This is a genomic window from Sorangiineae bacterium MSr12523, assembly GCA_037157775.1.
Classification (GTDB): Bacteria; Myxococcota_A; Polyangia; order Polyangiales; family Polyangiaceae; genus Pendulispora; species Pendulispora brunnea.
On record CP089982.1, the window covers coordinates 6,751,041 to 6,763,448 of the forward strand.

The 12,408-nt window shown below is 66.5% G+C and carries 9 protein-coding genes and 1 pseudogene; 3 read left to right on the plus strand and 7 right to left on the minus strand.

What is annotated here, in order from left to right; translation table 11 throughout:
- Entirely contained in the window at window positions 1-1,218 is a 1,218-nt protein-coding gene (locus tag LZC95_25865) for a 4-hydroxybenzoate 3-monooxygenase (GenBank protein WXA89919.1), read from the plus strand.
- On the opposite strand, the gene LZC95_25870 is transcribed toward LZC95_25865, so the two are convergent.
- The 5 genes and pseudogenes from LZC95_25870 to LZC95_25890 all read right to left on the minus strand — a co-directional run bounded on the left by LZC95_25870 (window position 1,163) and on the right by LZC95_25890 (window position 5,767).
- The gene (locus LZC95_25870) at window positions 1,163-2,668 is read right to left on the minus strand and encodes a TolC family protein (protein ID WXA89920.1); all 1,506 of its coding nucleotides are present in this window, start codon (window positions 2,666-2,668) and stop codon (window positions 1,163-1,165) included. The genes LZC95_25865 and LZC95_25870 overlap by 56 nt on opposite strands.
- Entirely contained in the window at window positions 2,661-3,866 is a 1,206-nt protein-coding gene (locus LZC95_25875) for an ABC transporter permease (protein WXA89921.1), read from the minus strand. Before LZC95_25875 ends, LZC95_25870 begins: the two co-directional genes overlap by 8 nt.
- Window positions 3,866-4,312 carry an ATP-binding cassette domain-containing protein gene (locus LZC95_25880; GenBank protein WXA89922.1) on the minus strand — a complete coding sequence of 149 codons (447 nt, stop codon included), beginning with the start codon at window positions 4,310-4,312 and terminating at the stop codon, window positions 3,866-3,868. Before LZC95_25880 ends, LZC95_25875 begins: the two co-directional genes overlap by 1 nt.
- Window positions 4,312-4,479, minus strand: a pseudogene (locus LZC95_25885) (ATP-binding cassette domain-containing protein). The gene LZC95_25880 and the pseudogene LZC95_25885 overlap by 1 nt, the downstream one beginning before the upstream one ends.
- A gap of 88 nt (window positions 4,480-4,567) precedes the next feature.
- The gene (locus LZC95_25890) at window positions 4,568-5,767 is read right to left on the minus strand and encodes an efflux RND transporter periplasmic adaptor subunit (protein WXA89923.1); all 1,200 of its coding nucleotides are present in this window, start codon (window positions 5,765-5,767) and stop codon (window positions 4,568-4,570) included.
- Between the two features lie 170 nt (window positions 5,768-5,937).
- Here LZC95_25890 and LZC95_25895 point away from each other — a divergent pair, with 170 nt between their 5' ends.
- Together LZC95_25895 and LZC95_25900 are read left to right on the plus strand one after the other, a co-directional pair.
- On the plus strand, window positions 5,938-7,065 hold the full coding sequence (locus tag LZC95_25895) for a histidine kinase (GenBank protein ID WXA89924.1): 1,128 nt from the start codon (window positions 5,938-5,940) through the stop codon (window positions 7,063-7,065).
- A complete protein-coding gene (locus tag LZC95_25900; protein ID WXA89925.1) occupies window positions 7,062-7,844 on the plus strand; it encodes a LytTR family DNA-binding domain-containing protein in 783 nt (260 codons plus the stop codon). Before LZC95_25895 ends, LZC95_25900 begins: the two co-directional genes overlap by 4 nt.
- 3 nt (window positions 7,845-7,847) lie before the next feature.
- On the opposite strand, the gene LZC95_25905 is transcribed toward LZC95_25900, so the two are convergent.
- Together LZC95_25905 and LZC95_25910 are read right to left on the minus strand one after the other, a co-directional pair.
- Window positions 7,848-10,643, minus strand: coding sequence for a helix-turn-helix transcriptional regulator (locus LZC95_25905; protein WXA89926.1), 2,796 nt, complete (start codon window positions 10,641-10,643; stop codon window positions 7,848-7,850).
- Window positions 10,644-10,723: 80 nt separating this feature from the next.
- A complete protein-coding gene (locus LZC95_25910; protein ID WXA89927.1) occupies window positions 10,724-12,361 on the minus strand; it encodes a carboxylesterase family protein in 1,638 nt (545 codons plus the stop codon).
- Between the last annotated feature and the right edge of the window lie 47 nt (window positions 12,362-12,408).

The window sequence follows — 12,408 nt, forward strand, 5'->3', positions numbered from 1 at the left end:
GTGATCATCCTGGGGGCGGGACCTGCGGGCTTGCTGCTGGCCAATGCACTGCAGCAGGCCGGTGTGGACTGCCTCGTCGCGGAACGGCGAAGCCGCGAGCACATCGAAAACAGGGCACGGGGTGGTGCCGTGGAGCACCGCACGGTCTTGGCCCTGGAGCGATTCGGGCTTGCCGCGGGGCTCAGGGCCCATGGCTCGGTGCACGACGGCTGCGAGTTCCGCACCGAGGAAGGCGCCTTCCTCGTGCCGTGCGCCGAGTACACGGGAGGCATCGGGCACGTCGTGTACCCACAGCAGCTGCTGGTCCGCGACTTGGTGGAGGCTTACCTCGCCCGCGGTGGCAAGCTGCTGTTCCAAACCGAAGCCGAGTCGGTCACCGCGCACGGCGACGAATCGGCCACCGTGATCCTCCGCTCCTCGGCGGGCCGCTCCGAGCACCGATGCGCGGTGGTGGCAGGATGCGACGGGCGGCATGGGGCGGCCCGGATGGGATGGCCCGGGAGCGACAGCACGCGAAGCTATCCCTACCGCTGGCTAACCCTGTTGGCCGAGGCTCCGGCGTCGGCGCCGCGGCTCGTCTACGCGCTGCACCGGGATGGATTTGCCGGGCAGATGCCGCGCACGCGACACCAGACGCGTTACTACCTCCAATACCGCGCGGAGGATCGCCCGCTCGACTGGAGCGACGAGCACGTGTGGGACCGTTTGCGGACGCGGCTCTCCACCACCGGGAGTGCGCCGGTCATCCCCGGTCGCATCGTGCAGCGCGGCCTGCTCACGATGGACATCCGAGTCACGGCCCCCATGCAACACGGTCCTCTCTATCTCGCGGGCGATGCTGCCCACAGCGTGCCCCCGGCCGGTGGCAAGGGATTGAACCTGGCCATCGCCGACGCCGTCGAATTGGCGGATGCGATCGTGGCCCGTTTCCGAAGGGCCGACGGCGGACGGCGACTGGCCGAATATTCCAACACGAGGCTGGCCCCGCTCTGGGAGGCGCTGGCGTTCACGGATTGGCTGCTCTACACCATCAATGCGCCACTGGACTTGCCGCCCGGACAAGCCGCGTTCGAGCATCGTCTTCGCACCGCCCGATTACGGGCTCTGCGCGACTCGCCGGTGCTTGCGAGCTGGTTTGCCCACGCGTACGTCGGCGCCCCCGTCAATTCGCGGAGTCCGCGCGACCCAGCAGACGCCCCGTCAGGTGCGCAATGGTGACATCGGCCTGGGCCCAATCGACGTGGGCGCGCGTGCGGCGAAGTTCGGCGTCGCGCACGTCATCTTCCGCCTTCACCAGCTCCAACGCAGTGGCTCCCCCGGTGCGAAAGAGCTGCTCTTTGGCGGTGAGCTGCTGCTCGGCGATGGCGAGCGTCGCACCGGCGAGCTCCAGGCGCCGCTGCGCGGACTCGCTGTCGGCGATGGCGTTCTCCAGCTCTTTCACGATGCGCTGTTTCGTCTCCTCCAGCTTTTGCTGCGCGGCGGAAATCGCCAGCTCGGCGCGCGTTTTCTCGGCGCGACGGCGTCCGCCATCGAGCGGCGCCTCGAAGGTCAGCCCCACGTGCGCGCTCCACGCCTCCAGCCCGTAGACCTGCTGCAGCGCGGGCGGTATGTCGCGGTTTCCCAGGCCTTGCGCCTGCACGTAGGCGTCCAGATCGAGCGTCGGGCGAAGCTCGTCGGCCGCCGTGCGCGCCCTCACCTCCGCGAGATTCACCTCCGCCCGCTGCCCGGCCAATTCGTACGACACGGCGAGCGCACGCTCGCGCGCATCCGGGGGCGGCGGCAGCGGCGCAGGCGGGGCGCGCGTCACGTCGGCACGGCGCGCGCTCAAGGATGCGTCGCCCACCAGGCGCGCAAGCTCGTTCGAGCTTCGTCTCTCCTCGCGCAACGCACCCGTCACGTCTTCTTCGCGCTTCGCCACGTCGGTTTCGATGGTGAGCGCCTCCGCAGGGGCTGCACTGCCCGTGCGAATGCGCGCCGCCGCATCGGCGAGCTCGGCACGACCGCGCCCCAGACTGCGCTGCCGGATTTCCACCGCGCGGCTCGTGTAAAAAAGCTCCCAATAGCCTTTGAGCACATCGCGCATCAGTTCGCTCGCAGTTTGTTCCGAGGCGCTCGCCGCCTTGGCGCGCGAGGCCCGCGCTTGCACGAGCTCCGCCTCGAAGACATCGCGACCGGCGCCGCGCAAAAGCGGCTGCTTCAACGACAACTTGGCCAGCGCACCGTAGCTCGGACCAAAGGTGAAGGTCGAAAGCTGCGGCGGGTTCGCACTCGTATTCACGAAGGTCGACTGCATGCGCTGGCTCTGACCTTCGAGCCGCAAGGTCAGATCCGTTCCCCAGATGAAATGCCGCGAGAGCTGCGCGCCGAGCTTGTACGTCGTCGACTCCGGCGCCGTCACCCCGCTGACGCTCAGAGACGGGGTCTTCGTGCGGTCTGCCTGGCCGTCGAGCCCCAAGACGAACCCGTAGCGATGCTCCTCGCCCTCCTCGAGCAACGCCGCGCGGCGGTGCTCCGTTCGCGCAGCCGCCAGGCCCGGGTTGTGTGCCAAGGCACTTCGAATCACGCCCGTCTCACTGACGATTTGGCTCCCCTCGCCCTCGGCCCGTGCCGAAAAAGACGCGAGAACGAACGCGGTGCATCCAAGAAATATCCACGGTGACCTACTCATGGCGCAATGCCTCGATGGGATGAAGACGCGCGGCTTTGCGCGCGGGTAAGAAGCCGAAGACCACGCCGAGCCCCGCCGAAAAGCCGAAGGCGGCAACGACGAGCGGCACGTCGATCGCGAAGGGCATTCGCAGCATGCGCGAGGCGGCGTACGAGCCTCCCAGCCCCAGTGCGACGCCCGCGACACCGCCCAAGGCGCACAGGAAGATCGCCTCCACCAGGAACTGCAGGAGCACGTCACGCCCCAACGCACCGATGGCCAAGCGCGTTCCAATCTCGCGCGTGCGCTCGGTGACCGAGACCAGCATGATGTTCATGATTCCGATTCCGCCGACCAAAAGACTCACCGCCGCAACGGCCGCGAGAAACGCGGTGAGCGTCTGGGTCACGTTGCCGGCGGACTTCGCAATCTCGCGCGTGTCGTCCAAGGAGAAGTCGTCCTCCTCCTGCACCCGTGTGCGCCGTCGCTCGCGCAAGACCGCACGAAGGGTATCCTTTGCCCGGTGGATCGAAGCTTCGTCGGCCACGGTCGCGAAGATGGTGCCGATGTACGAGTTGCCCGTGAGCCGGCGCTGCACGGCGCGAATGGGCAAGATGAGCAGATCGTCCTGGTCGTGGCCGAAGGTCGAGCGGCCCTTGGGCTCGAGCAGACCGATGACGTTGCACGTGACGGTGCCCAGCCGAATGGTGTCGCCAATCGGATTCGCGGGGCCGAAGAGCTGACGGCGCACCGTCTCGCCGAGCACGCACACCGGAATGCCCGCATCGAGCTCCGACTCGGAAAAGTCGCGACCGGAAAGGATGCGCAGGTTGCGCACACGAAAATAGTCGTTCGTGGTGCCGTTCGCCGTCGTGTTGAAATTCGCGCTCCCGTGCATGGCGAGCACGCTTGCATTCGTCACGGGCGCGATGCCGGTGAGGCCGGGCACCTCGCGCGAAAGAGCCCGCACGTCGTCCAAGTCGAAGGAACGCGCGGTACCGCTCACCGGACCGCGGCGCATCGCCCCCGGCGAGACGATCAACATGTTCGTGCCCAAGGACGCGACCTCCTGCGTGACCAGCGCCGTGGCGCCGCGCCCCAGGGTGACCATGGCAATGACCGAGCCGACGCCAATGACGATGCCGAGCATCGTGAGGGCCGAGCGCATCGTGTTTCGTCGCAGCGCCCGGAGCGCCATGAACCACGTCTCGAGCCACATCACGATTCCTCCTGCGGGACATTCGGAGCGTCCTCGGCGATCAACCCATCGTGAAAGCGGATGATGCGGCGCGCCCAGCGAGCGATGTCCGGCTCGTGGGTCACCATGACGACGCTCATGCCCCGCGTGCGATTCAGCCCCGAGAGCAGGCGCATGATCTCGCCCTTTCGCGCCGAGTCCAGGTTGCCCGTGGGCTCGTCGGCGACCACCAGCGACGGATTCGTGACGATGGCCCGAGCGATGGCCACCCGCTGTTGCTGCCCGCCGGAAAGCTCGTTGGGCTTGTGGTGCTCGCGCCCCTCGAGCCCCACGGCGTGGAGCGCCTCGCGCGCGAGCTCGCGACGGCGTGCGCGCGGCACCCGCCGATAGACCAGCGGCAGCTCCACATTTTCCAGTGCGTCGTGCGCGGAAGAAGGTTGAAGCCCTGAAAGACGAACCCGATGCAATGCCTCCGGAGCCGCGCGAGCGCATCGGCATCGAGCGCGGTCACGTCGATGCCGCGAACGAAGTACGCCCCCGACGTCGGCGTATCGAGCGCGCCGATGATGTTCATCGCGGTCGATTTTCCCGAGCCGCTCGCGCCCACGACCGCGACGAATTCGCCGTCGTGCATGGTGAAGCTCACGCCATCGAGCGCGCGCACCTCGGCGTCGCCTTCGCCGTACACCTTCGTCACGTCGCGCAGTTCGAGAAGCGGTGGCTCAGGGTTGCTGCGCGACATCGACGACGATCTCCGATCCCACCTCGAGCGACGATCCCAGGAGCTCCGTAACGCTGCCGTCGCTCGCACCGGTTTTGACCGCAACGGGAACCAGCTCGTCCCCACGCCGCACGTGCACACGCTTTTCCCCAGCACGCGGCGGAGGGCCCGCCGATGGCGACGGCGGTGGCACGAAGCGAAGCGCGGCATTCGGCACCACGATGGCTCGGGAGATGGTCTCGCTCACGATGGTCGCCGTCGCCGTCATCCCGGGACGGAGCACGCGATCGGCATTGTCCACGGTCAGCACGGCCTCGTACGTGACCACGTTCTGCTCGGTTTTCGGCTCGTTGCGCAGAGAGAGAACGCGCGACGAAAATTGCCGGCTCGGATACGCATCGACCCCGAAAAAGGCCTCCTGCCCTTCCCTCACCCGCCCGATGTCCGACTCGGCGACGTTGACATGAAGCTCGAGCTTGCTCAGATCCTCGGCGACCTTGAAGAGGACCGGCGTCGTATACCCCGCCGTCACCGTCTGCCCGGGCTCGACGCTGCGGCTCAGAACGATGCCATCCATCGGCGCGACGATTTTCGTCTTGCCCAGCTTCGACGCGGCCGCTTTCAAATTCGCCCGCCGGATCTCCGCATTGGCGCGCTTGCCCGAAAGATCCGCGGCCGCCCGCGCCGCCGCTGCCTCGGCCGCCTCCAGATCTTTCTGCGCGATGAGGCCGAGCGCCGCTTGCTCCTTGGCGCGTTGCCGCGCTTGCGACTTTTCGGCGAGCGTCGCCACGGCTTGCTCGATGTCGCTCTCGGCCGCGAGCACCTGCGCGCGTTGTTGCTCGACGTCGGCCCGCAATTGCTCCGGATCGATCTCCGCGAGGACCTGTCCCTTGATGACGCGGTCGTTGTAGCCGACCAAGACGCGTTGGACTTTGCCGGTCACCTCTGCACCGACCTCGACGGTGGCCAGCCCTTGGAGCTTGCCCGTGGCCGCCACCGTCACGCGCAGATCCTGCTGGGCGACCTTTTCCGTCGTATAGCGCGGACGGGCACTTTCGGCGCGGCGACGCAGAAACGCGCGCACGCCGAGAACGAGGGTTACGAGCAAGACGGCGCCAAACGCTGCACGCAGCAGAATCTGCCGCCCTTTTCGTTTGCCAATTCCAAGAACGCGCCGGACGTCTTCTGTACTTTCAAGCATGGGAATGACCTCGGTTTTGACCGCGGTACGGCTTCGAAAAAGGCGATGCCGACGAGTGGTCCGCTCGAGCGAACGAACGGGCAGCCCGCATGTGCGAGCGGGCAGTGACTGGACGTCCCACGCACGCGAGCTAAGTAGTTCGAGTGGCCGAGATGGATCAGTCGTTCGAAATGACACGGAGACGCCAGCGCTGGTTCGGGGCGGGCGCGGCATGCCTGTTCCTGCTGGCTCTTTGGTTCGCGCCGCTTCTCTTCACCTCGCCGACGTTCACCTCCGAAGCGCAGCGCCGCGCGGCCATGATTCGATCCATCGTCTGGACCATCCAAACGCCGCTCACCGTCGCCTGCCTCTCCCTGCATTACGAGTGGGCGGCGCGTCAGGGCGCGCGCACGGCGAAGACGGTCATCACGAGCCTGGCGCTCGCCAGCGCCATTGGGTTCTTCTGGGCGGCGTTGATCAACTTCATCGTCGACCCCGAGCTGCCCGCGGGAATGGCGCGCTACGATCTCCCGCGGACCGTGATGTCGGGCATCTTCACGGGCTTTTTGCATAGCGGGGTGTGGGTCTTCGGCTTCGTGTACATCTTCGCCGCCGAGGACGCGCGGGTGCGGGCGCTCGAACGCGAGGCGCACAAATCGGAAGCCGCCCGATTCGCGCTCGAGGCGGAGAAACTACGCGCCACCGCGGAGCTGGCGCGCCTTCGCTCGCAGCTCGAGCCGCACTTTTTGCTCAACACCTTGAATGCCATCTCGGGCCTGGTGACGCGAAGGCCGAAGGAGGCACGGCGGCTCATTGGATGCCTGGGCGACCTTCTCGCCGACTCGCTTCGCGATGCCGACGGCATGCAGACGCTCGACCAGGAGATGCAATGGCTTCACCGCTACGCGGAGATCCTCGAATCGCGCCATGCGGATGCCTTGCGGTTTCACTGGGTCGTGTCCGAGGCCACGCGCGAGGTGCTCATTCCACGTCTGCTCCTGCAGCCGCTGGTGGAAAACGCGGTTCATCATGGTGCGCTTCGTCGCTCGGGCGGCGGTGAGGTCACCGTTCGCGTCGAGCTGGAACGCCGGGCCGGTGTCGACGACGTGGTCTGCACCATCGAAGACAACGGGCCGGGGCTCTCCACGAACCCGACGCGCCCGGGCGCATTCGGCATCCACTCCGTGCGGCGGCGGCTCGCGCTCGAATACCGCGATGCGAACCTGCACCTCGAGTCCACGGGCCAAGGCACCCGCGCCGTCGTCCGCTTTCCGCGCGACGCGATGCACAAGGCGCCCGACATGGGGGTGACGGCGTGACCACGGAGAGACTGCGCGCGCTCATCGTCGAAGACGAGTGGCCCGCTCGCGAATACCTGGTCGAGCTCTTCGAAGATTCGAAGCTCGTCGACGTCGTGGGTGCAGTCAGCAACTTGGACGAGGCACGGCAAGCGCTGCACGACACCGCGAGGCTCGGCATCGACGTGGCCTTCATCGACGTGCGCCTCGGCGGCGAAGGAGACGAAGGCGGTCTCGATCTCGTGCGAAGCTTCGCCGGCCGAGCGAACGCCCCGATGTTCGTCCTGGCCACCGCCTTTCGCGACCACGCCATCGAGGCCTTCAGCTTGGACATCGTGGACTACTTGGTGAAGCCTTTCACCGAGGAGCGCGTCGAGCAGTGCCTGCGCCGGCTCCTCGCACGGCGGCGTGCGACGATGCCGGCATCCCACAGCGCACGCATCGTCGCCCGACGCGGAAAAACGCTGGTCTTTCTCGAACCCGACGAAGTGTGGGCCTTCGAGGCCGCCGAGCGATTGACGTCGGTGCATACGCCGCACGGCGTCTTCGACGTCGATCTTTCGCTGGCCGCCATCGAGCTCTCCTTCGGCCGCAGCTTGCTGCGCGTGCACCGCAATTGGCTGGTGAACGCGGCGCACATCAAGGAGCTCGATCGCGAGGGACGCGAGACACGCATTTTCGTCGGCTCGTGCATCGGCCCGGAACAACGCGGGGTTCGCATCCCCGTGGGACGCGAACGCGCGCAGGCCGTGCGTGACATGCTCCTCGCCAGCGCCACGGGCGTGCGCCGCGGGCAGTGACGTTCATCGATCGCGAAGGATGGCCGCGGCCCGCATCAGATCCCGCGTCTCGAAGCCCTCGGTGAAGCGAGCGTACGCGGCGGCCAGCCGATCGAGCGCCGCCGCATACCCAGGGCGACCTTTCTCGTGCTCCGCGAGCGTGATCGCCGTTCGCAGCTCCCAGGCCCACGCCTGCTGGCGCTGCGCCACATCGAGCGACCGCAGGAGCAGAGCCTCGGCCTTTGCAACGTGCTCGGCGTCACCCTCGACGAGAAAACGCGCAGCCCGAATCCGCAGCAGCTCGGACGTGCACCATCGCTCGTAGCCATGCTCGACGCGGTCGAGGGTCGCTTCCGCGGCAAACCTGGCATCCATCGTCGCCGCCGTATCCGCGATGAAGGCACCGCCCACCGGCTCCCGACTCGTGTCCGGAGTGCCCTCCAAGATGGCCCGGAAGGCCCGCCCGTACTGGTGGGCCAAGACGAGCGAGTGCTCCAACGACAGCGTGAAAAGCGTGTCGGTGAATTCTTCGACCGCGGCCATGTTGCCCGTCCAATACGAAAGGGGAAGCATGGCCAAGGAGATGACGCTGCATAGCGGTAGCGGCTGACCTCGGGCTCGCGCCAGCTCGAGGCCCTCGCACGCGTATTCCCACGCCTGTGTCGCGTGCCCCTGCAGCCAGAGAATACGTGCGAGCGTCGGGAGAAGCGCAAAACGCGCATCGGACATGATGGCTCGGTGCTGCTTGCCCATGGGGCCTGCCAGGTCGGCAAGCACGCCTTCCGCTTGGCTGCGCGCCGCGGCCTGGTCGCCCATCCCGTGGAGCACGAGGGCGGACATTCGCCGGTACGACATGGTGACGGCGGGGGATTTCACCGCCGTGGCGAGAACTTCGTATTCCTTCGAAGCCGCGAAGGACTCCTCGTAATTGCCATTGTAAAAGAAGATGATATGCAGCCCGGCGAGCGCGCGAATCTGCCCTTCGACGAGCCCAGCACTTCGGGCCACGTCGAGGGCCTTTCTGAAGGCATCGGCGACGGCCTCGATGGGCTCCGCCGTTTGCCACTTCGCATGCCCGTAGACTTCCCATACGCGGGTCGCCGTTGCCGGATTCTCCATGGACATATCCGGCATTTGCTCGAAGAGCTTTTTCAGCCTTCGCGCGTATTCGCCAAACAGCGACAAAGCATACGAGACCAGCATGGAGTCGCCAATGAGCTGCAAGGCCAAATGGCGATCGCCGGACTCGGAGAGGGCCCAATCGAGCGCGCCGCGCAGATCGTCAATCAAGTTGCGATGGCGCTCGGTCCAACCTCGGCTATCGTCGGACTGGTAGTCGACCTCCGCGTCGTGGAGCGACGCGAGGACGTACCGCGCGTGCCGGACCGAGGCCTCGTGCCGTTCTGCGGCCGTGAGCTTTTCGGCCGCGAACGCCCGGGTCGTATCCAACAAGCGGTAGAGGGTCGTTTCCCCACCGATGTCGACCGTGACCAGCGATTTGCCGAACAGATTCGACAGGTACATCAGCGTCGCCGCGCGCGTCCATGCCTCACCCGCCACCGCCACCGCTCCATCGGTGGTGAACGCTCCGCGGAAGACGGAGAGCTGACGCAACAGCGTTTGCTCCTCGGGCGGCAACAGGTCGTAACTCCAGTCCAGCGTGGCCGCGAGCGTCTTGTGCCGAGGAAGCGCCTTTCGCCGCCCGTGGGTCAGCACATCGAAACGGTCGTCCAGGCGCGCGGAGATCTCGCGAAGGCCCAGCTCGCCCACACGCGCAGCCGCAAACTCGATGGCGAGTGGAATTCCATCGAGCCGGCGGCAGATCGCCGCGACGATGGGGGCGTCGGCATCTTGCAATTCGAATCGATCGAAGCTCGCCCGCGCACGCCGAACGAACAGGTCCACCGAGGGATACTCGAGGGCATCGACCGCGCTCGATGGGTCGGCGAGAGCAGGGTACGGCAGGCAAGGAAGGCGATGGGCCCATTCACCGGCGGCACGCAGAACTTCGCGGCTGGTCGCCAGGATGCGAAGCCTGGGAAGCTGCGAAAGGAGCGACTCCACCAGGGCTGCGGCGGCGTCCACCACGTGCTCGCACGTATCGAGCACGAGCAGCATCTCCTTTTTGCGCAAATGGGAAATCAGCCCGCTCATGGGGTCCTTCGCCGCGATGACCCCGATCCCGAGCGCCGACGCCAATGCGCTCGTGACGAGCGACGGATCGGAAAGGGACGAGAAATCGACGAAGCAGATCCCCTCCGGAAAACGCCGCAGGCATTGCCTCGCGACGGCGATGGCCACGGTGGTCTTGCCCACGCCACCGGGCCCCGCGATGGTGACCAGGCGCCGCTGGGCCAAGGAATCCGCGAGGAGCGCGATCGTTTCGGCGCGCCCCACCGTGACGGCCAGCAACCCAGGCAAATTGTGAAGGGTATGCTCGTGGGATGGCGTGTCGCTGACCGCCTGGGCCCACGGCGCGACGGGAAGCACGAATCGGTAGCCTCGCGGCACGGTTTCGATGCTGCGCAACCTCTGCTCGCCACGCGCCAGCACCTTCCGAAGCGCCACGATCTGCACGCGCAGGTTGGTCTCCTCGACCACCACGTCGGGCCATACCTGCGTCAGCAGCTCCTCACTGGTGACGACATCGCCCGCGCGTTCGACCAAAATGCGAAGGATTTCGAACGCGCGAGCGCCCAACCGCACGGGTTCCTCGAACAGCAGCAAACTGCGCGAGGTCGGCGAAAAGCGAAATTCGCCGAAGGCATAACCCGCTCCGCTCGTATCGTTCGCTTCGACTAGCCTCGATTCGTCGGACACCACCTCTCCCCGGATGGATTCTACTGCCCCATCCGCTGGGAGTCGATTGCCCTGTCAATCGAGGCAAGATCGCGGCATCGTCACGGAGCGTACGCGCTCCGTTGGCTCTCCCAAAAGTCGCACTGGTGCTCGGTACCGAGGTCGACTGTGTGGAACGCATCCGCTCCCGTGTTCAACGACTGCACGTACGGTGTCGCGCTCCATGCACGGAAGCGGCCCCACGCGGGCAAGTCGGTCCCGTTGGGATTGCCGGTGCGCGCAAACCGGGTCCAGTAGCCCACCATGGTTGCGCCCAGCTCGAGCTGCACGGGGTTGAGGCTCGGAAAATTGGACGGCAAGTCGAACAAGTACGACAGCTCCGAAGAATGCATGGCCCCCGGCGGCATCCCGGCCGGAACGGGAAGCAGCCCCGGCGCAGTCCGATCGGCAAACTCGTACGCGTAGACCGTCGTGTGGGCCGACAGCAACCGATTGCCCCGAAGCGTGGGGCAAACGATGGTGCGATCGGTGATGACCGCCGCCCACGCCAGCTTGGGGGAGTCGTAATGATCGAGTGGGTAATGCGCCGCGACCGCGTCCGCATCGTCGCCGTACGACGTTTTGAGCAATTCCGAATACCGCTCCGCGGTGATCGGCTTGATGTCGTCGAACGCGCGCACGAAGGCTCGCCCCTCGTCGAGATTCGAGCCCGCGAGCACCGGGATGCGGAGAAAGTGCCCTCGGTCAAGGGCCGTCGCAGGATGCTCCGGCAGGATCGGCGTACCGTAAATGGGGTTGCTGAATCCCGGGTACGTGAGCGCCGGCGGGGACGTGAGGAGAGCCGCCGCCGGGACCTTGCGGAGGCAATCGATGGCCGTCTTGGGGTCCGTGCAGCCGAAGGCCTTCGCCGTCGCGAGGCCGACTTGCTCCGCCTCCTGGGGCAGGAGCCATCCGGAGCCGGCCGGATTGAGGGGGCTCAATCCTTGGTTCGGCCAATCGGTGGTGCACATGCCGCTCTGAATCGCGGCCTTCTGGAAGAGCCCGACGGCCAAGGGAGAGGTCATCAGCGCGCAGATGCCCAATCCGCCGGCGGACTCGCCGAAGAAGGTCACGTTCGTTGGATCGCCGCCGAAGGCCACGGCGTTGCGCTGGACCCAGCGAAGGGCGGCCAGTTGATCCTGCAGGGTAAAATTCGTGTCGCCCAGGCTCGGATGGGCCAATTGACCGAACACGTTGAGTCGGTAATTGATGGTCACCACCACCGCGTCGCCGCCCGTGGCCAGACGATGGGGATCGTAGCGATGGCCGAAGCCAGCAATGAACGCGCCGCCGTGCGCATAGACCATGACCGGCCGGAGTCGCGGGGACGCGGTCCGCGGCGTGGTGACATTGAGATAAAGGCAATCCTCGTCACCGACGACCGTCCCCACGCCGAACTGCGGGCACACGTTTGGCAATTTGGTGGCGTCCCGCTGCTCGGCCCAGGGCGTGACGGGCGCGGGTGCCTGCCATCGTCGCGCCCCGACGGGCGGTGCCGCGTACGGAATGCCCCAAAAGGTGCGGTAACCATCGAACAAGGCCCCCTTCACCGAACCAGAATCCGTCCGGACGATGGCCTCGTCCGATGATGCGATGTCTTGCGTGGACGTGCCGCCCGCCGCTGCATTCTCCACGCGCGACTCGGACTCGGCCGTGCATCCATAAAGCAAAAGGCCGCTGGTTGCGGCCGCCAAAGACATCGACCTACATCGACTCATTTTCATTGGTATCTCTCGCAAGTGTGAGA

Bases quoted from the DNA above. Each gene is read 5' to 3' on its own strand.
- LZC95_25890 (WXA89923.1), bottom strand. From the start codon at position 5,767: ATGCTTGAAAGTACAGAAGACGTCCGGCGCGTTCTTGGAATTGGCAAA.
- LZC95_25910 (WXA89927.1), bottom strand. From the start codon at position 12,361: ATGTCTTTGGCGGCCGCAACCAGCGGCCTTTTGCTTTATGGATGCACG.
- LZC95_25870 (WXA89920.1), bottom strand. From the start codon at position 2,668: ATGAGTAGGTCACCGTGGATATTTCTTGGATGCACCGCGTTCGTTCTC.
- LZC95_25875 (WXA89921.1), bottom strand. From the start codon at position 3,866: ATGTGGCTCGAGACGTGGTTCATGGCGCTCCGGGCGCTGCGACGAAAC.
- LZC95_25895 (WXA89924.1), top strand. From the start codon at position 5,938: ATGACACGGAGACGCCAGCGCTGGTTCGGGGCGGGCGCGGCATGCCTG.